17 protein-coding genes, 1 rRNA gene and 1 riboswitch are annotated in these 19,265 nt (G+C 70.9%); of the genes, 14 read left to right on the top strand and 4 right to left on the bottom strand.

Features of this window, described 5'->3' with window-relative positions; translation table 11 throughout:
* Positions 1-152: 152 nt before the first annotated feature.
* The 11 genes from rrf to ABZ172_RS04765 all read left to right on the top strand — a co-directional run bounded on the left by rrf (position 153) and on the right by ABZ172_RS04765 (position 10,416).
* Positions 153-269: ribosomal RNA gene (gene rrf, locus ABZ172_RS04815) — 5S ribosomal RNA — on the top strand.
* Between the two features lie 158 nt (positions 270-427).
* The gene (locus ABZ172_RS04810; RefSeq protein ID WP_356880215.1) at positions 428-1,036 is read left to right on the top strand and encodes a CDP-alcohol phosphatidyltransferase family protein; all 609 of its coding nucleotides are present in this window, start codon (positions 428-430) and stop codon (positions 1,034-1,036) included.
* A 111-nt stretch (positions 1,037-1,147) separates the two neighbouring features.
* Positions 1,148-3,643: a mannose-1-phosphate guanyltransferase gene (locus tag ABZ172_RS04805; protein WP_356880213.1), complete on the top strand. Its 2,496-nt coding sequence runs from the start codon at positions 1,148-1,150 to the stop codon at positions 3,641-3,643.
* Between the two features lie 158 nt (positions 3,644-3,801).
* Entirely contained in the window at positions 3,802-4,662 is an 861-nt protein-coding gene (locus ABZ172_RS04800; RefSeq protein WP_356880211.1) for a DUF881 domain-containing protein, read from the top strand.
* Positions 4,659-4,991, top strand: coding sequence for a small basic family protein (locus ABZ172_RS04795; RefSeq protein ID WP_003970459.1), 333 nt, complete (start codon positions 4,659-4,661; stop codon positions 4,989-4,991). Before ABZ172_RS04800 ends, ABZ172_RS04795 begins: the two co-directional genes overlap by 4 nt.
* Before the next feature lie 5 nt (positions 4,992-4,996).
* Positions 4,997-5,824, top strand: a complete 828-nt coding sequence (locus tag ABZ172_RS04790) for a DUF881 domain-containing protein (protein WP_356880209.1) — start codon at positions 4,997-4,999, stop codon at positions 5,822-5,824.
* 190 nt (positions 5,825-6,014) lie between these two features.
* Positions 6,015-6,794 (top strand): FHA domain-containing protein, encoded by a 780-nt coding sequence (locus ABZ172_RS04785; protein ID WP_356880207.1) that lies wholly within the window; start codon positions 6,015-6,017, stop codon positions 6,792-6,794.
* Between the two features lie 41 nt (positions 6,795-6,835).
* The gene (locus tag ABZ172_RS04780; RefSeq protein ID WP_356880205.1) at positions 6,836-7,579 is read left to right on the top strand and encodes a MerR family transcriptional regulator; all 744 of its coding nucleotides are present in this window, start codon (positions 6,836-6,838) and stop codon (positions 7,577-7,579) included.
* Between the two features lie 53 nt (positions 7,580-7,632).
* Positions 7,633-8,106 carry a bifunctional nuclease family protein gene (locus ABZ172_RS04775; RefSeq protein ID WP_006123076.1) on the top strand — a complete coding sequence of 158 codons (474 nt, stop codon included), beginning with the start codon at positions 7,633-7,635 and terminating at the stop codon, positions 8,104-8,106.
* Positions 8,107-8,274: 168 nt separating this feature from the next.
* A complete protein-coding gene (locus ABZ172_RS04770) occupies positions 8,275-8,883 on the top strand; it encodes a MerR family transcriptional regulator (RefSeq protein WP_356880203.1) in 609 nt (202 codons plus the stop codon).
* A gap of 75 nt (positions 8,884-8,958) precedes the next feature.
* On the top strand, positions 8,959-10,416 hold the full coding sequence (locus ABZ172_RS04765; protein ID WP_356880201.1) for a DNA polymerase IV: 1,458 nt from the start codon (positions 8,959-8,961) through the stop codon (positions 10,414-10,416).
* On the opposite strand, the gene ABZ172_RS04760 is transcribed toward ABZ172_RS04765, so the two are convergent.
* On the bottom strand, positions 10,347-10,718 hold the full coding sequence (locus ABZ172_RS04760; protein ID WP_356880199.1) for a PRC-barrel domain-containing protein: 372 nt from the start codon (positions 10,716-10,718) through the stop codon (positions 10,347-10,349). The two genes, ABZ172_RS04765 and ABZ172_RS04760, sit on opposite strands and share 70 nt — an antisense overlap.
* A gap of 132 nt (positions 10,719-10,850) precedes the next feature.
* A riboswitch (glycine riboswitch) is annotated at positions 10,851-10,946 on the top strand.
* Positions 10,947-11,139: 193 nt separating this feature from the next.
* On the opposite strand from ABZ172_RS04760, the gene gcvP reads away from it, so the two are divergent.
* Positions 11,140-14,025, top strand: a complete 2,886-nt coding sequence (gene gcvP, locus ABZ172_RS04755) for an aminomethyl-transferring glycine dehydrogenase (RefSeq protein WP_356880197.1) — start codon at positions 11,140-11,142, stop codon at positions 14,023-14,025.
* 82 nt (positions 14,026-14,107) lie between these two features.
* Here the strand turns inward: gcvP and ABZ172_RS04750 are convergent, their stop codons facing one another.
* Positions 14,108-14,314 (bottom strand): DUF5999 family protein, encoded by a 207-nt coding sequence (locus tag ABZ172_RS04750; protein ID WP_356880239.1) that lies wholly within the window; start codon positions 14,312-14,314, stop codon positions 14,108-14,110.
* Positions 14,315-14,603: 289 nt separating this feature from the next.
* A complete protein-coding gene (locus ABZ172_RS04745) occupies positions 14,604-15,221 on the bottom strand; it encodes a hypothetical protein (RefSeq protein WP_356880195.1) in 618 nt (205 codons plus the stop codon).
* Between the two features lie 480 nt (positions 15,222-15,701).
* On the opposite strand from ABZ172_RS04745, the gene ABZ172_RS04740 reads away from it, so the two are divergent.
* Both ABZ172_RS04740 and ABZ172_RS04735 read left to right on the top strand, forming a co-directional pair.
* Positions 15,702-17,207 carry a glutamate-cysteine ligase family protein gene (locus ABZ172_RS04740; RefSeq protein WP_356880193.1) on the top strand — a complete coding sequence of 502 codons (1,506 nt, stop codon included), beginning with the start codon at positions 15,702-15,704 and terminating at the stop codon, positions 17,205-17,207.
* 263 nt (positions 17,208-17,470) lie between these two features.
* Positions 17,471-18,250, top strand: coding sequence for a CPBP family intramembrane glutamic endopeptidase (locus ABZ172_RS04735; RefSeq protein WP_356880192.1), 780 nt, complete (start codon positions 17,471-17,473; stop codon positions 18,248-18,250).
* Between the two features lie 25 nt (positions 18,251-18,275).
* Here the strand turns inward: ABZ172_RS04735 and ABZ172_RS04730 are convergent, their stop codons facing one another.
* The gene (locus ABZ172_RS04730; RefSeq protein WP_356880190.1) at positions 18,276-19,097 is read right to left on the bottom strand and encodes a PhzF family phenazine biosynthesis protein; all 822 of its coding nucleotides are present in this window, start codon (positions 19,095-19,097) and stop codon (positions 18,276-18,278) included.
* Positions 19,098-19,265 lie beyond the last annotated feature (168 nt).

The following is a 19,265-nucleotide window of genomic DNA, read 5'->3' as shown; positions in this document are numbered from 1 at the left end:
GTTGATAGGCCAGATGTGGAAGCCCGGTAACGGGTGGAGCTGACTGGTACTAATAGGCCGAGGGCTTGTCCTCAGTTGCTCGCGTCCACTGTGTTAGTTCTGAAATAACGAACGGCCGTGTTGTGTTCCGGTGTTGGTTAATTTCATAGTGTTTCGGTGGTCATTGCGTTAGGGAAACGCCCGGTTACATTCCGAACCCGGAAGCTAAGCCTTTCAGCGCCGATGGTACTGCAGGGGGGACCCTGTGGGAGAGTAGGACGCCGCCGAACAATTATTCCGGGAAAGCCCCGTGCCCTTGTGGCACGGGGCTTTTCTGCGTTCCGGGACCGACCGGCGCCGGCGCCTCGCACCCCTCCGCACCGATGGGTGAGGACGAGGGGTAGGGTCAGGGGGCATCATCGGCACGTTCTTCACAGGAGGCCCCCGGGTGGAGGTCCAGGAGACTCGAGTTCAGACGGACCGAGTACTCACCATCCCCAACATCCTCAGCATGGCGCGCCTCGTCGGCGTACCGCTCTTCCTGTGGCTGATCCTCCGCCCCGTGTTCGGCGGGCCCAACAGCGACGGATGGGCGCTGCTGGTCCTGATGCTGAGCGGCATCAGCGACTACCTCGACGGCAAGCTGGCCCGCCGGTGGAACCAGATCAGCAGCCTCGGCCGGCTCCTGGACCCGGCCGCCGACCGGCTCTACATCCTGTCGACGCTCGTCGGGCTCACCTGGCGGGAGATCCTGCCCCTCTGGCTGACCGCCGCACTCCTCGCACGGGAGCTGATGCTCCTCGTCATGGTCGGAATCCTGCGCAGGCACGGCTATCCGCCGCCCCAGGTGAACTTCCTCGGGAAAGCTGCAACCTTCAACCTGATGTACGCCTTCCCCTTGTTGCTGCTCAGCGACGGAAGTGGTTCGCTTGCTTCGCTGGGCACCATTTTCGGATGGGCGTTCGCCGGATGGGGTACAACCCTCTATTGGTGGGCAGGAATCTTGTACGTGGTCCAGGTCCGCCGACTGGTGAAGGCGGACCGAGCAGCCGATTAGCTCGTTGACGTGGCGCCGTGCAGTGTCGCCGGCCCGCACCTGAAGTCTTGGTGTCGCCCCGACGGGTGAAGTCGGCCAGACCGTCGTCTCTTCGAGGAGGACGTTTCCGACATGAAGGCCGTCGTGATGGCAGGCGGTGAAGGCACCCGCCTTCGCCCCATGACCTCAAGTATGCCCAAGCCGCTCCTGCCCGTGGCCAACCGGCCGATCATGGAGCATGTGCTTCGGCTGCTGAAAAGGCATGGGCTCAACGAAACAGTTGTGACCGTCCAGTTTCTCGCTTCTCTCGTCAAGAATTACTTCGGCGACGGCGAAGAGCTCGGGATGGAGCTCACCTATGCCAACGAGGAGAAGCCGCTCGGTACCGCGGGAAGCGTGAAGAACGCCGAAGAGGCCCTGAAGGACGACACCTTCCTGGTGATTTCCGGCGATGCCCTCACCGACTTCGATCTCACGGATCTCATCGCCTTCCACAAGGAGAAGGGCGCGCTCGTCACGGTGTGCCTGACCCGGGTGCCGAACCCCCTCGAATTCGGCATCACGATCGTGGACGAGGACGGCAAGGTGGAGCGCTTCCTCGAGAAGCCGACCTGGGGCCAGGTCTTCTCGGACACGGTGAACACGGGCATCTACGTCATGGAGCCCGAGGTCTTCGACTACGTCCAGGCCGACACCTCCGTCGACTGGTCGGGCGACGTGTTCCCGCAGCTCATGGAGGACGGCAAGCTGATCTGCGGCTACGTCGCGGAGGGCTACTGGGAGGACGTCGGCACGCACGAGAGCTACGTCAAGGCCCAGGCCGACGTGCTGGAGCGCAAGGTCGACGTCGAGCTCGACGGCTTCGAGATCTCGCCGGGCGTCTGGGTCGCCGAAGGGGCCGAGGTCCATCCCGACGCCGTGCTCCGGGGGCCGCTGTACATCGGTGACTACGCCAAGATCGAATCCGGCGCCGAGATCCGCGAACACACGGTCGTGGGATCGAACGTCGTCGTGAAGTCCGGCGGCTTCCTCCACCGCGCGGTCGTCCACGACAACGTCTACGTCGGGGAGCACAGCAACCTGCGCGGCTGCGTGATCGGCAAGAACACCGACGTCATGCGCGCCGCCCGCGTCGAGGACGGCGCCGTGATCGGTGACGAGTGCCTGATCGGTGAAGAATCGATCATCCAGGGCAACGTCCGGGTCTACCCGTTCAAGACCATCGAGGCCGGCGCCTTCGTCAACACCTCGGTGATCTGGGAGTCGCGGGGCCAGGCCAATCTTTTCGGTGCCCGCGGGGTGTCCGGGATCCTGAACGTCGAGATCACCCCGGAGCTCGCCGTCAGGCTGGCCGGCGCCTACGCGACGACCCTGAAGAAGGGGGCGACGGTCACCACCGCCCGAGACCACTCCCGCGGTGCCCGTGCCCTGAAGAGGGCGGTCATCTCGGCCCTGCAGGCCAGTGCCATCGACGTACGGGACCTGGAGAACGTGCCGCTGCCGGTGGCCCGTCAGCAGACCGCGCGGGGCAGCGCCGGCGGCATCATGATCCGTACGTCCCCCGGGGTGCCGGACTCCGTCGACATCATGTTCTTCGACGAGCGGGGCGCCGACCTCTCCCAGGCGCGGCAGCGGAAGCTGGACCGGGTCTACGCCCGCCAGGAGTACCGCAGGGCGTTCCCCGGGGAGATCGGGGACCTGCACTTCCCGTCCAGCGTGTTCGACTCCTACACGGGCTCCCTGCTGCGCAACGTCGACACGGCGGGCATCGCCGACGCGGGCCTCAAGGTGGTCGTGGACGCCTCCAACGGCAGCGCCGGGCTCGTGCTGCCCAGCCTGCTCGGACGCCTCGGGGTGGACGCCCTGACGATCAACCCGGGGCTCGACGAGTCCCGGCCGACCGAGTCCGCCGAGTCCCGGCGGGCGGGTCTGGTGCGCCTCGGCGAAATCGTCTCGTCGGCGCGGGCCGCCTTCGGGGTGCGGTTCGACCCGGTCGGCGAACGGCTGTCCCTCGTGGACGAGCGGGGCCGCATCATTGAGGACGACCGGGCCCTGCTGGTCATGCTCGACCTGGTGGCCGCCGAGCGCCGGAGCGGACGCGTGGCCCTGCCCGTGACCACCACACGCGTCGCCGAGCAGGTCGCGGCCTACCACGGCACGCAGGTGGAATGGACGACCACGTCGCCCGACGACCTGACCCGGGTGGGACGCGAGGACACCACGATCTTCGGAGGAGACGGCCGGGGCGGGTTCATCGTCCCCGAGTTCAGCAGCGTCTTCGACGGCTCGGCGGCGTTCGTGCGGCTCATCGGCCTCGTGTCCAGGACACAGCTCACCCTCAGCCAGATCGACGCCCGGATCCCGCGTGCCCATGTGCTGCGGCGCGACCTCGCCACGCCGTGGGCGGTCAAGGGTCTCGTCATGCGCCGGGTCGTGGAGGCCGCGGGCGAGCGCAGCGTGGACACCACCGACGGTGTCCGGGTGGTCGAGACCGACGGCCGGTGGGTGATGGTGCTGCCCGACCCGTCGGAGGCGGTCACCCACCTGTGGGCGGAGGGCCCCGACGACGCCTCGGCCCAGGCCCTGCTCGACGAGTGGGCGGCGGTCGTGGACAGCGCGGGGGACTGACCCGCGGGAGCACCGGTCCGGACGCCGTGTGCCGCGGCGTCCGGACCTGCGGTGGGGGCATTCGGCGGCGGCGGGCATGACGTGCGACGATGTGCGGCATGTCGCAGCCGCCCCCCGATCGGAGTAGCGCTCCGACGCGTCCTCGCCCGGACGCGTCGATGTCGTTGCTGACCACCGTGATGGAACACAGCCTCGACGAGGGGTACGCCGAGGCGTCGGCGCGACGGCGTTCCGAGGGCGCCGAAGGGATGCCCCGCACGCTGAAGGCGAAGCTCGGGCTCGCCGGAGGCCTGGTGCTGGCCGCCCTGGTGGTGACGCTCGGCGCGGCCGAGGCCCAGGTCGCCGCACCGGTCGTGGCCAAGGAGCGCGAGGAGCTCATCGACCGTGTGAACGCCGAGACGACCACGGCGGACACGCTGGAGACCGATGTCGAGGAACTCCGCAAGGACGTCGGCGAGCGGCAGCGCAAGGCGCTCCAGGAGCACGGCGGGGACCAGGGGGGCCTGGTGGCGCTGCTGTCCGGGGCGACCCCCGTCGAGGGACCGGGGATCAAGCTGGTCGTGGACGACGCCGAGGACACCGACCAGGGCGGGGGCGGGCCCCGTGAGTCCACCGGCTTCGCCGACACGGGACGGGTGCGCGACCGGGACATGCAGCGCGTGGTCAACGGACTGTGGCAGTCCGGCGCCGAGGCCGTGGCCATCAACGGGCAGCGGCTGACGGCCCTCTCGGCGATCAGGGCGGCGGGCGACGCCATACTGGTCGACAACAGGCCGCTCGTGCCGCCGTACACGGTGCTCGCGGTGGGGGACGGGAAGAAGCTCGGCACGGCCTTCCGGGACAGCGCCGACGGCCAGTATCTTCAAGCGCTGCACGAGAGCTTCGACATCCGCACCAGCCTCTCCGAGCAGCAGACGGTGCGCCTTCCGGCCGCGCCCAGCCTGATCGTACGTACAGCAGAGCCTCAGGCCGCAGACACGGGCAGTGGTGCGGCAGACACAGGGAAGGGCACATCGTGATCGCCGTACTGGGCCTCGTCGTGGGAGTCGTGGTCGGACTGTTGGTCCGGCCCGAAGTGCCGGCGGTGGTCGAGCCCTACCTGCCGATCGCCGTGGTGGCCGCGCTCGACGCCGTCTTCGGCGGCCTGCGGGCCATGCTCGACGGGATCTTCGTGGACAAGGTCTTCGTGGTGTCGTTCCTGTCCAACGTCGTGGTGGCCGCCCTGATCGTCTTCCTCGGGGACAAGCTGGGCGTCGGGGCCCAGCTGTCCACCGGCGTCGTGGTCGTGCTCGGGATCCGCATCTTCTCCAACGCCGCGGCCATCCGCCGGCACGTCTTCCGGGCGTGAGGCCGATGAACCAGGGACAGAATCCGGGCGGGGAGCACCGCCACGCCGGCGCGCTGCCTCCCGAGGCGTCCGCCCCGTCCGCGCACCCCGCGGCCCCGTCCGAGCCCGAGGAGGCCACCGGACGCCAGCGGCTGCGGGCGGGCCTCTGGCCGCCCCGGGTGAGCCGGGCCCAACTGATCGTCGCGCTCCTGCTCTTCGTCCTGGGCCTGGGGCTGGCCATCCAGGTCCGGTCGAACAGCGACAACAGCGCCCTGCGCGGAGCGCGCCAGGAGGACCTCGTCCGCATCCTCGACGAGCTCGACAACCGCACCGAGCGCCTCGAGGACGAGAAGCAGCGCCTCGACGCCCAGCGCACGGAGCTGGAGAACAGCTCCGACCAGGCCGAGGAGGCCAGGAAGCAGACGCTGGAGAAGGAGCGCCAGCTCGGTATCCTGGCGGGTACGGTCGCGGCGCACGGGCCCGGCATCACGCTGACCATCAGCGATCCGAGCGGGGCGGTGGAGGCGGACATGCTGCTCGACACGATCCAGGAGCTGCGGGCTGCGGGCGCCGAGGCGATCCAGGTCAACGGGGTCCGGGTGGTCGCGAACACGTACTTCTCCGGTGACGGGGGACAGTTGAAGGTGGACGGCCGCAAGGTCGGGGCCCCGTACGCCTTCAAGGTCATCGGCAAGCCGCAGGACCTGGAGCCTGCGCTGAACATCCCCGGTGGCGTGGTCCAGACACTGGAGAAGGAGCAGGCCACGGCGGAGGTCGTGCGCGCCGACGACATCGTCGTCGACGCCTTGCGACCGGCGAAGCAGCCTGATTACGCTCGGTCGTCGTCGCAGTGAAGGGCCGGTGCGCGGTGCCCGGAGGACTCGGGCACCACGTTGCGGGGGGTCGGCGCAACAGATCGGTGACGCGTGGTGGAAACTGTCGGGTGGATACGGACGTTGTGAGGATGTCCGGGTCGGCAGGTGTGTTCGTTCAGGGTTCGTCCTGCCCCACGGGCGGGTCTATTTCGGTCAAGGGGAAACGCCCGTGAAGTTGTTTGCGAAGTTGTTCGGAAAGAGTGCCCGCGAGGACAGCGCCAACGCTGCCCGCCACCGTGCTCCGCGCCCGGGTGAGGGTGCCGAGGAGCAGGGCTCGGAGCGTCCGCTGTTCCGCGACGAGGTCGCCGGTGGTGCCGGCGCGTCGTCCGCCGACCCCGGTGGTGCAGGGCGCATAGGTTTCGGGGACTCATCGGCCTCGAGTACGGGTGGAGCGTTCACCCCCGCAGGGGAGGGCTCTTCCCTGCCGGTCTGCACGCGGTGCGGGCATCGAAACGCCCAGGACAGCCGGTTCTGCTCCAACTGCGGTACGCCGCTGCGGGGCGGGGTTCCCGAGCGTCCCTCGGAGACCACCTCGACGATCTCGATCTCCGGTATCGAGGCGTACGAAGCGGAGGCGACGGGCCAGACCGCCGTCCCCTCCCTCTCCCCGGAGGCCCAGGCCGCGGTCGACGCCCTCCCGGCGGGTTCCGCGCTCCTGGTCGTCCGGCGCGGTCCGAACTCGGGCAGCCGTTTCCTGCTGGACGGCGACCTGACGACGGCCGGCCGGCACCCGCAGAGTGACATCTTCCTCGACGACGTGACCGTGTCGCGGCGTCATGTGGAGTTTCACCGGGCTCCGGACGGTAGTTTCACGGTGGGCGACGTCGGCAGCCTCAACGGCACCTACGTCAACCGCGAGCGCATCGATTCCGTCGCGCTGACCAACGGCGACGAGGTCCAGATCGGGAAGTACCGGCTGGTCTTCTACGCGAGCCAGCGGGGCGTGTGACCCTCCCCCGGACGCCGTCCGGGGGGACCCCAGGAAGGTCCATGCTGCGAACATCGACAGGCGGTGCCGGTCACGGCACCGCCTCCGCGGATCAGCGCACGATGAGCATCGGCACGGTGCTCCTGCAGCTGCGCGACGAGTTTCCCGAAGTCACCATCTCCAAGATCCGTTTCCTGGAGGCGGAGGGGCTCATCGAGCCCCGGCGCACGCCGTCGGGATACCGGAAGTTCGGTCCGGTCGACGTCGAGCGGCTGGCGCAGGTCCTGCGGATGCAGCGGGACCACTATCTTCCGCTCAAGGTCATCCGTGAGCACCTGGACGCCCTGGCCCGCGGCGAGACGGCCGCGCTGCCGTCCGGCGGCGGTCAGGGCGACCCCGGCGACGTCCTGGGGGACCAGGAGGCCGGCCGGGCCACCGCCGCCCGGATCGGGCGTGCCGAGCTCCTGGCCGCCACCGAGGCCACCGCGGAGCAGCTCGACGAGTGGGAGTCGTACGGGCTGATCGTGGCCGCGCCGGGCGGGAGCTACGACGCCGAGGCGGTGACCGTGGCCCGTCTGGTGGCGGATCTGGGCAGATTCGGTCTGGAACCTCGGCACCTGCGGGCCGTCAAAGCCGCCGCCGAGCGCGAGGCGGGCCTGGTCGAACAGGTGGTCGCGCCGCTGCGCCGGCACAGGAATCCGCAGACCAGAGTCCATGCGGAGGCCACCGCGCGGGAGCTCGCCGACCTTGCCGTGCGCCTCCACGCCGCCCTGGTGCAGACGGCTCTGAAGGCCGGCTTCCACTGAGGCTGGAGGATCCCGACTATCCAAACATGGCGGGCACGTCCTAGGGTTGCTGTGTGAACGAGCTCGACGTTGTGGGTGTCCGGGTGGAAATGCCCTCCAACCAACCGATCGTGCTCCTGCGTGAAGTGGGAGGCGACCGGTACCTCCCTATCTGGATCGGCCCTGGGGAAGCGACCGCGATCGCCTTCGCCCAGCAGGGCATGGCTCCGGCCAGGCCGCTGACCCATGATCTCTTCAAGGACGTGCTCGAGGCCGTCGGCCAGGAGCTCACCGAGGTCCGCATCACGGACCTCAGAGAAGGGGTCTTCTACGCGGAGCTGGTCTTTGCCAGCGGGGTCGAGGTGAGCGCGCGTCCTTCCGACGCCATAGCGCTCGCCCTGCGCACCGGCACGCCGATCTACGGCAGTGACGGAGTGCTCGACGACGCGGGTATCGCCATCCCGGACGAGCAGGAGGACGAGGTGGAGAAGTTCCGCGAGTTCCTCGACCAGATCTCGCCGGAGGACTTCGGTACCAACAGCCAGTGACCGTCCCACGGTGGCTGTGTCAGCGCATCCGGCAAGCCTTTCCCGTAAACCAGTCACGGGAAACCACCCTCAGGGTGATTATCACTCGGCGTGCCGAGTGTGGCGATCGTTGACGCACCCCGGGTGACTGCCTACCTTCGAGGTGGCAGGTCTAGGACGGAGGTCGGCGTGAGAAGTAGCGGCGACGGTACGGCTGCGGGTGGGCCGTACCGGCAGCACGGTGGTGCGGCCGACCACTCCATCGGACAGCCGGTTCAGCCGGCTGCGGAGGGCGGAGCGGCGACAGGGGACATCGGCTACCGGGGGCCCACGGCGTGCGCGGCCGCCGGGATCACCTACCGGCAGCTCGACTACTGGGCGCGTACGGGGCTCGTGGAGCCCAGCGTACGTCCGGCGTACGGGTCGGGGACACAGCGTCTCTACAGCTTCCGGGACGTGGTTCTCCTCAAGATCGTCAAGCGGTTCCTGGACACCGGGGTCGCCCTGCAGAACATCCGCACCACCGTCCAGCACCTCAGGGCGCGCGGGTTCACGGATCTGGAGCGGATGACGCTGATGAGTGACGGGGCGACGGTCTACGAGTGCTCCTCACCGGACGAGGTCGTCAGTCTCCTCCAGGGCGGCCAGGGGGTCTTCGGGATCGCCGTGGGCGTCGTGTGGCGGGACGTCGACGCGGCGCTGTCCCAGCTGCACGGGGAGCGGGTCGACACCGGGGAGACCCTGATCGGCCACAATCCCGCGGACGAACTGGCGCGGCGGCGCAACCGCGCGGGCTGAGCCGGCGGGGCCGGGCGGCGTGGCGCGGAGGCCGGGCGGGGCGGTTGTCAGTGCCGTAGGGCACCATCGGTCCGTGTGAGAGCCGCGCCCACCGTCCTGCACCTCGACATGGATGCCTTCTACGCCGCTGCGGAGCAGGCGGCGAAGCCGAGCCTGCGCGGCAAACCGGTGGTGGTGGGCGGTCTGGGCCTGCGCGGCGTGGTCGCCACCGCGTCGTACGAGGCACGGCGTTTCGGCGTGCACTCGGCGATGCCGATGGCCCAGGCCAGGCGGCTCGCGCCGAACGCGGCCTACCTCGTCCCGCGGTTCGCGCTGTACCGGTCGGTCAGCGACCAGGTGATGGAGCTGCTCGGGCGGCTGTCACCGCTGGTCGAACCGCTCAGTCTGGACGAGGCGTTCGTCGACCTGGAGGCCGGCGGGGCGGCGGACGACTCGGCGTCGGCCCGGGCGATCGGGGAGCAGCTGCGGACCGTGATCCGTGCCGTCACCGGGCTGAGCGGCTCCGTGGGGCTGGCCGGCTCCAAGATGCTGGCCAAGATCGCCTCCGAGGAGGCGAAGCCGGACGGACTGCTGCTGATCGAGCCCGGGACCGAGCGGGAGCTCCTGGGGCCCATGTCCGTGCGGGTGCTGCCCGGGGTGGGGCCGGCCACCGGCGACCACCTGCGGCGGGCCGGCATGACCCTGGTCAGCCACCTGGCGGACGCGGGCGAGGCGGAGCTGGTGCGGCTGCTGGGCAGGGCGCACGGCGTCTCGCTGTACCGCATGGCGCTGGGCCACGACGACCGTCCCGTGGTCGCCGAGAGGGGCGCCAAGTCCGTCTCGGTCGAGGACACCTTCGACGTGGACCTGCACGACCGTGTGCGGGTCAGGGCGGAGGTGGAGCGGCTCGCGGGCCGGTGCGTGGGGCGGCTGCGGGGTGCGGGGCGGTCCGGGCGCACCGTCGTCCTGAAGGTGCGCCGCTACGACTTCTCCACGCTCACCCGGTCCGAGACGCTGCGCGGCCCCACGGACGACCCGACGGTGGTCAGGGAGGCCGCCGCGCGGCTCCTGGAGGCCGTCGACACGACCGGCGGGGTGCGGCTGCTCGGGGTCGGTGTCACGGGGCTGGCGGACTACACGCAGGAGGACCTCTTCGCGCAGGCCGCCGACGCGGAGCACGCGGCCGGGGGACCGGCCCCCGTGGAGGACGGCCCGGAGGAGCGGGACGGGGGCGCCGCGGGGGAGGCCGCCGGCACGGACGCCCGGGAGAGCGAGGAGCCGCCGGCCACCCGGCGCTGGTCGGCGGGGACCGACGTACGGCACGACGTGCACGGGAACGGCTGGGTGCAGGGCAGCGGCGTCGGCCGGGTCACCGTCCGCTTCGAGGAGCCGTGGACCCCGCCCGGGCGGGTCCGCACGTTCCGTGTCGACGACCCGGCACTGCGCCCCGCCGGTCCCCAGCCCCTGGTGCGCGATCCGGAGGACTACTCCTCCTGGCCGGCCAGCCTGCCGAAGTCCCGGTCGGGGCCCGGTTCCGACGCGGGGGAGGACTGAAGTCCGTAGTGGCGGTAGAGCTGCAGCTCCTGCTCGGGGGACAGGTGGCGGCCCACCCCGAAGTCCGGCGCGTCCTTGATCAGGCCGCGGTCGAAGGGGATCAGGAGGGCACCGTCGACGAACTCGCTCGGCTCCAGCGGGACGAACGCGTCCCTGGTGAAGAGACCGGTGCGGACGGCCGCCCACTCGGGGACCCCCGTGGCGTCGTCGAGGTAGACCTCGTCCACCGTCCCGATCTTGGCACCTTGACGGTCGAAGGCCTTGCGGCCGATCAGGCTGCGCGGATCGATGTCGGTCTGCACGGTGCCTCCCACTGTTCACGACGGCATCAGGTGGTCGCGGCTGCTCCACAGGCTCTACGAAAAGCCACATCCGCACCGTCGGCCACTCGAGACGGCCCTCTTCGCCCCGCTGGTAGGCTGGAAGACGGCTGCTGACCCTGTGCGGGAGAGTCCTCCGGAGCGATCCGGGGGCGCCGAAGGAGCAACTCCTCCCCGGAATCTCTCAGGCCCCCGTACCGCACGGACGAGGTCACTCTGGAAAGCAGGGCTGCATCCGTACGGCACGAGCCGCCACGGACGCCGCCCTCACCGACGGTGAAAACCGGCACGCCCCCGGGTGCGCCGGTGAAGCTCTCAGGTCGAGATGACAGAGGGGGAGGCCGTTAGGGCAGCCACGCCGTGGCGCCCCTCGCAGGTCGTGGCAGACCAGGAGGCCTCCATCATGACCCCCCGTCGCACTCCGCTCCCCCAGCTGGAGCAGGGCATTCCGTTCGAGCAGCGCCACATCGGGCCCGATGCCGGGGCCCAGGCCAAGATGCTCGCCCAGGTCGGCTACGGCTCCCTCGACGAGCTCACCGCCGCCGCGGTGCCCGACGTGATCAAGAGCGCCGAGGCGCTGGACCTGCCCGGCGCGCGCACCGAGGCCGAGGTGCTGGCCGAGCTGCGCAGCCTCGCCGACCGCAACCAGGTGCTCGCACCGATGATCGGCCTCGGCTACTACGGCACGTTCACCCCGCCGGTGATCCTGCGCAACGTCATGGAGAACCCCGCCTGGTACACGGCCTACACGCCGTACCAGCCGGAGATCTCGCAGGGCCGGCTGGAAGCCCTCCTGAACTTCCAGACGATGGTCGCCGACCTCACCGGGCTGCCGACCTCGGGCGCCTCGCTCCTCGACGAGGGCACCGCCGCCGCCGAGGCGATGGCCCTGGCGCGACGGGTCGGCAAGGTGAAGGGCGGCGTCTTCCTGGTCGACGCCGACACCCTGCCGCAGACCGTCGCGGTGATCCGGACCCGCGCGGAGCCGACCGGCGTCGAGGTCGTCGTGGCCGACCTCACCGACGGCATCCCCGCGGAGACCGTCGAGCGCGGTGTCTTCGGTGTGCTGCTCCAGTACCCGGGCGCCTCCGGTGCGGTGCGCGACCTCGCGCCCGTCATCGAGCAGGCGCACGAGCTGGGCGCGATCGTGTCCGTCGCCGCCGACCTGCTCGCCCTGACCCTGCTGACCTCGCCGGGCGAGCTGGGCGCGGACATCGCCGTGGGCACCACCCAGCGGTTCGGTGTGCCGATGGGCTTCGGAGGACCGCACGCCGGGTTCATGGCGGTGCGCGAGAAGTTCGCCCGCAGCCTGCCCGGCCGCCTCGTCGGGGTGTCCGTCGACGCGGACGGCGACAAGGCCTACCGGCTGGCCCTCCAGACCCGTGAGCAGCACATCCGCCGTGAGAAGGCCACCAGCAACATCTGCACCGCGCAGGTCCTGCTGGCGGTCATGGCGGGCATGTACGCCGTCTACCACGGCCCCGAGGGGCTGCGGACGATCGCACGGCGTACCCACCGGTTCGCCGCGATCCTGGCCGAGGGACTGCGGTCCGCCGGGAGCGAGGTGGTGCACGACGCGTACTTCGACACCCTGACCGTGCGGGTGCCCGGCGCGGCCGCCGAGGTGGTCGCCGCCGCGCGGGAGCGCGGGGTGAACCTGCGCACGGTCGACGCCGACCACGTCTCCGTCGCGTGCGACGAGACCACCACGCGCTCCCGGATCGCCGCCGTCTGGGCCGCCTTCGGCGCCGGTGGCGACATCGAGGCGCTCGACGACCGGACCGCCGACGCGCTGCCCGAGGGGCTGCTGCGCACCGACGCCGTGCTGACCCACCCGGTGTTCCACCAGCACCGCTCCGAGACGGCGATGCTCCGCTACCTCCGCAAGCTCGCCGACCGCGACTACGCGCTGGACCGCGGCATGATCCCCCTCGGCTCCTGCACCATGAAGCTCAACGCGACCGCCGAGATGGAGTCGATCACCTGGCCCGAGTTCGGCGCGCTGCACCCCTTCGCGCCGGCCGAGCAGGCGCAGGGCTTCCTGACCCTCATCCGTGAGCTGGAGGAGCGGCTGGCCGAGGTCACCGGGTACGACGCCGTCTCCATCCAGCCCAACGCGGGCTCGCAGGGCGAGTTCGCCGGGCTGCTGGCCGTCCGCGCCTACCACCGGGCGAACGGGGACCACGGACGCACCGTCTGTCTGATCCCCTCGTCCGCGCACGGCACCAACGCCGCGAGCGCCGTCATGGCCGGGATGAAGGTCGTCGTCGTGAAGACGGCCGACGACGGCGAGGTCGACATAGAGGACCTGCGGGCCAAGATCGCCAAGCACCGCGAGGAGCTCGCGGTGCTCATGATCACCTACCCCTCCACGCACGGCGTCTTCGAGGAGCACGTCGCCGACATCTGCGGCGAGGTGCACGACGCCGGCGGCCAGGTCTACGTGGACGGCGCCAACCTCAACGCGCTGGTCGGTCTCGCCAAGCCGGGGCACTTCGGCGGCGACGTGTCCCACCTGAACCTGCACAAGACCTTCTGCATCCCGCACGGCGGCGGCGGCCCGGGCGTCGGCCCGGTCGGGGTCCGCGCCCACCTGGCGCCGTACCTCCCCAACCACCCCCTGCAGCCCGCGGCGGGTCCGGAGACCGGTGTCGGCCCGATCTCGGCCGCTCCGTGGGGCTCCGCCGGCATCCTGCCGATCTCCTGGGCGTACGTGCGCCTGATGGGCGGCGAGGGGCTGAAGCGTGCGACGCAGGTCGCCGTGCTGGCGGCCAACTACATCGCCAAGCGCCTCGAACCGCACTTCCCGATCCTGTACAACGGCCCGGCCGGGCTGGTCGCGCACGAGTGCATCGTCGACCTGCGGCCGGTCTCCAAGGCGACCGGCGTCAGCATCGACGACATCGCCAAGCGGCTGATCGACTACGGCTTCCACTCGCCGACCATGTCGTTCCCGGTCGCCGGGACCCTGATGATCGAACCGACGGAGAGCGAGGACCTCGCCGAGCTCGACCGGTTCTGCGACACGATGATCGCCATTCGCGGCGAGATCGACAAGGTCGCCTCGGGGGAGTGGAGCGCGGACGACAACCCGCTGCGCAACGCCCCGCACACCGCTTCGGCGCTCGGCGGGGAGTGGACCCACGCCTACAGTCGGCAGGAGGCGGTCTTCCCGGCCGGCGTGACGCCGGCGGACAAGTACTGGCCGCCGGTGCGCCGGATCGACGGGGCGTTCGGTGACCGGAACCTGGTCTGCTCCTGCCCGCCGCTGGACGCGTACGACCAGTAGGGGGCGGCCTTCGGGCCGGTGGGCACCTGTCGGGGCCGGTGCGGAGGATCCTCCGGGCCGGCCCCCGTCCGTCCGCCCCCGGTCAGGCGGCCTTCGCGACCCGGCCGCTGCGCAGCGGCCGGTGCGGAGCGATGATCTTCCCGTCCGGGAGCAGCTCGCCGGTGTCCTCGAAGAGCAGGACGCCGTTGCACAGCAGGCTCCAGCCCTGTTCCGGGTGGTGAGCCATCAGGCGCGCGGCTTCACGGTCGTTGGATTCAGCGGTGGGGCAGGGAGGCTGGTGCTGGCACATGGAGGGGTTCTTTCGCTGCGTCGAATCGAGTGTCCTGCGGCGGGACGGGATCGTCATGACCGGCCCCGTATCAGGTCGGCCGGACCCAGTGTTGCCCTACGGGCGCCGTTCCGCAGGGATTTCGCGGTAGCCGCCGTTCTCCTCTCCCGGCGCGTCACCCGGGCGGACGGCTCGGCGCAACTGCACCGTCCCTTCGGATGGTTCGGGGTGACCTGACCGGACTAGCCCGGACGGGTACGGGTGCGCCCCCGCCGAGCGGATCGGCGGGGGCGCGACGGGCGTCCGGCGGTCAGGCGGGCGACCCGAGGAGACCGGGGAGCTCGGGCAGGTCCGGGAGCGGGGCCGGGGTGACCCGCAGGGTCATGACCGGCAGCAGGTCCGCGACCCGGTGCGGGCGGTAGGCCGTGATGCCCGGAGGTGCCGGTGCCAGCGGGACCAGCACGTCGTTCGGCGCGAGCGTGCCCGCGCCGGCGTCGCCCTCGACGTCCTGGTGCAGCCACAGCGTGAACATGTACAGCTCCGGTACCGACAGCAGGCGCGGCTGGTAGTGCGCCGCCGTCGACTCCGCCTGGCGCACGGCGAGTTCCGTGGAGACGATGTAGGGACCCTCGAAGAAGTGCGAGAAGGTCCAGCCGTCCGGGGTGAGCATGGTGTCCGCCGCGGCGACGGCGCGCTCACCGCTGCGGATCAGGAAGCGCCAGCCGGCGAGGCGGGTGCGCGGTGCCGCCTCGTTCGGCACGATCCGGTCCAGCACGTGCACGGGCAGCGGGAGTTCGGGACTGAGCGGCCCCTGGGCGGACCGGAGGGCGGGCGTACGGGCGGCCTCGCGGACCGCGGTGGGAGAACCGAGGGCCGCGAGAACGCTGCGCAGAGCGGGCGCTGGGGCCGGGAAGACATGCAGCGGCATGGTGGGTTGCCTCTCACTTCGGAGACACGGTGATGCATGGGCGGGTGCAGACGGCGCTGTCGGCGTGCGGGGCCGGTGACGGGCGGACGGGCCGGTGCGTCAACTCTCTGCCTCGTGCGCAGAGTTTATACGACAAATGTTCACACTATGTTTCGGCTACTCGCGCCGGGTATGGTCCGCAAGGCGGATTCGGGTCTTTGAATTGCGCGGAATCTGTGGATTCCGGGTGGCCCCGGACCTTCTCGCCAGGTGTTTTCCCGGTGCGGCGGTAGGCTGAAATACGCCGGTGTTTCCACTCCGCGGCCTGATCGTGCTCACCGCATACCCGCCATGCCTTCGGAATGTGCCTCCGGCTCTGCCTCCAAGACTACTGGGTGCTCGTCGGCCGCGGGGGCGTTACGGATCATCCCGGCGGGGCACTATCGATCGTGATACGAGCGGCCTGTGCCGCGGGCCGCCCACTCGAGGAGGGACCCTTCGATGGGCGAGAAGATCGAGGCGGGTGGGTTCACCCCGTCCGATCGGCAGACGTACCGCGAGAAGCTCAACCAGTGCCTGACGGGACTGGAGAGGCTTCTGTCGGAGCGGAGGTTCGATCGCCCCAGGAATCTCATGGGGCTGGAGATCGAGCTGAATCTCGCGGGTGCGGACGGCATGCCGAGCATGCGTAATGCGGAAGTGCTCCGGCGCATCGCCAGCCGGGATTTCCAGACCGAGCTGGGGATGTTCAACCTGGAAGTGAATATTCTTCCGCACCGGCTGAGCGGCCGGGTATTCGATCAGCTGGCGGAGGAGTTGCGCACCGGACTCGCCTATGCCCACCGGAAGGCCGCCGAGGTCGACGCCGGGATCGTGATGATCGGCATCCTGCCGACGCTCGGGCGCGAGGACGTGGTTTCGGCGAACCTGTCGGACGTGGACCGTTACACGCTCCTCAACGACCAAATGGCGGCCGCCCGGGGCGAGGAATTCGTCCTCGATATCGAGGGGGTCGAACGACTGGTCGCGACCTCCGCGTCGATCGCCCCGGAATCGGCCTGCACCTCGGTCCAGTTGCACCTGCAGGTGACGCCGGACCGTTTCGCCGACGTCTGGAACGCCGCCCAGGCGATCGCGTCCGTGCAGATCGCCCTCGGGGCCAACTCGCCCTTCCTGTTCGGCAAGGAACTGTGGCGGGAGTCGCGGCCACCGCTGTTCCAGCAGGCCACGGACGTACGGCCGCCGGAGCTGAGGAACCAGGGGGTGCGCCCCAGGACCTGGTTCGGGGAGCGCTGGATCAGTTCGGCGTACGAGCTCTTCGAGGAGAACGTCCGCTTCTACCCGCCGCTGCTTCCGATCTGCGACGAGGAGGATCCGCTGCGGGTCCTGGACGAGGGCGGCGTACCGTCGCTCGGCGAGCTCGTCCTGCACAACGGCACGGTCTACCGCTGGAACCGGCCGGTGTACGGGCTGGCCGACGGCGTTCCCCATCTCAGGGTGGAGAACCGGGTCCTGCCCGCCGGGCCCACGGTCGTCGACGTGATCGCGAACTCCGCCTTCTACTACGGGCTGGTGCGCGCGCTCGCCGACGAGTCCCGGCCGGTGTGGTCGAAGCTGCCCTTCGAGGCGGCGGCCGAGAACTTCGACGCCGCCTGCCGCCACGGGATCGAGGCCGAGCTGCTCTGGCCGCGCCCCGGCCGCTCCGGCGGGGTGACGAAGGTGCCGGCGGTGAAACTGGTCCGTGACGAGCTGCTGCCGCTCGCCGCCGCCGGGCTCGATGCCTGGAACATCGAACCGGCCGACCGCGACCGCTATCTCGGCGTCATCGAGGAGCGCTGCAGGCTCGGGGTGAACGGTGCCTCCTGGCAGGTCGACACCTATCACCGGGCCCTGCAGGCGGGCCTCGGACGGGACGGCGCGCTTGCGGCCACCACCCGGCGCTACGGCGAGCTGATGCAGTCCGGCGAGCCGGTGCACACCTGGCCGGTCGGGTTCCCCGCCCCCTGAGCAGGGACGCCCGGCGCCCCGCCCCGCGATCCCGTCGGGCACGCCGGGAGCCGTCCCGTAGTCTCGGGTGATCAGCGCGGTCCCCGGTGGACCGGCGCGCTCCGTCGGCGGAGCACCGCGCGGCGGTGGACGTCCGCGTACCGGGTGTACGCGGACGTCCCGGCGAGGTGCCGTGGCCGTCGGCGTGCGCCGGCCGGGGACCGCGGGACAGACCTCAGGGCGACACAGGGCTGACGGAGGCCGTACAGGTGGAGGCGGGGCGCGTGGCTGAATCCATTCCTCACGAGGGGGCGAGCCGACGCGTCCTGCGGTCGGAGACGCTCCTCGTGCTGGCCCTCTCGCTCGGGGCCAGTGGGGTGTCCGCCCTGATCAGCTTCATCGGGTCGCTGACGAAACCGGGGGGCCTCAAGGACCAGGCGGCGACGCTGAACGGGTCCTACGCGCCCGGGCGGCCGTGGCTGGACCTGGCCTGGCAGCTGTTCGGCATCGCGTCCGCGCTGGTGCCCGTCGCGCTGGTCGCCCATCTGCTCCTCCGCGAGGGGGCGGGGCTGCGGACCCTGGGCCTCGACCGCACCCGGCCGGGCCGTGACCTCGGCCGGGGCACCCTGGTCGCGGCGGGGATCGGCAGTGCGGGGCTGGCGTTCTACCTCGTCGCGCGCGCCGCCGGTTTCAACCTGACGGTGGTGCCGGAGTCGCTGCCCGACGTGTGGTGGAAGTTCCCCGTACTGATCCTCTCCGCGCTGCAGAACTCGCTCGTGGAGGAGGTCATCGTCCTCGGCTACCTGCTGCGGCGGCTGGGACAGCTGGGGTGGACGCCGACGGCCGCCCTGGTGGCCAGCTCGGTGCTGCGGGGCTCCTACCACCTGTACCAGGGCATCGGCGGCTTCATCGGGAACCTGGTGATGGGCGTCGTCTTCGTGCTGCTGTACCGGCGCTGGGGGCGCGTCGGACCGCTGGTCGTCGCGCACGCGCTGCTCGACATCGTGGCGTTCGTCGGCTACGCGCTGCTCGCGGGCAAGGTGGGCTGGCTGCCCACCCCGTGAGGGGGCGGGCCCGTCCGCCGGCCCCTCAGAGACCGGTGAGCAGCTCCCCGTCGATCACCGTGACGGCGCCGCCGGTCAGCAGGGTGCGTGCACCGCGCAGCGAGGTGCGGACCAGGCCGGAGCGGGCGGACGCCTGAAGCCCCACGAGGTCGTCGCGGCCGAACCGGGCCGCCCAGAAGGGCGCCAGCGCGGTGTGGGCGCTCCCGGTCACCGGGTCCTCGTCGATGCCGACCGCCGGGAAGAAGCCGCGCGAGACGAAGTCGTACGCACCCGCCGGGTCCTCGGCCGGGGCCGTCGCGACGACCCCGCGCCGTGAGCAGGCGACGAGCGCGCCGAAGTCGGGGCGCAGGGCCCGTACGGCCGCTTCGTCGGACAGCTCCACGAGCAGGTCGCCGACGTGCTCGCCGGTGTCGTGGAGGGAGAGCGGCGCCGCGCCGAGCGCGTCGGCCAGTCCCGGCGGAGCGGCCACGGGGGTCAGCGGCGCCGTGGGGAAGTCCAGCGTCAGGGTGCCGTCGTCGTGGGCGGTCGTGCGCAGGACCCCGGAGCGGGTGGCGTGGCGCACCGTGCCGGTCGCCCGTCCGGTGGTGTGCAGGACGTGGGCGGCGGCGAGCGTGGCGTGCCCGCACAGATCGACCTCGGTGGCCGGGGTGAACCAGCGCAGCGCCCAGTCGGCCGTACCGCCCGGTGGCAGCGGATGGGCGAACGCGGTCTCCGAGAGGTTCACCTCGGCGGCCACCCGCTGAAGCCGCTCCGGCTCGGGAAACGGCCCGGAGTCCAGGAGCACGACCCCGGCGGGGTTCCCGGAGAACGGGCGGTCGGTGAACGCGTCGACGATACGGATCCTCATGGGGCCGACCGTAGGCGCGACAGGCCGGGGCGGTCCACCGTCCGTCCCGTACCGGCGGCCCGGGGGAGGGGCCCCCGGGCCGAGCCTTGCCGTGCGACAGGTTCCGATATATCGTTGAGGCATCGCGACAGTTCAAAGAAGAGTCGCGGCATCACGATGAGAAAGGAG

The organism is Streptomyces sp. NPDC006296, assembly GCF_040613235.1.
In the GTDB taxonomy this organism is placed as follows: domain Bacteria; phylum Actinomycetota; class Actinomycetes; order Streptomycetales; family Streptomycetaceae; genus Streptomyces.
Note: the sequence above shows the minus strand (reverse complement) of the source record. Positions and strands in the feature narration are given on the sequence as shown.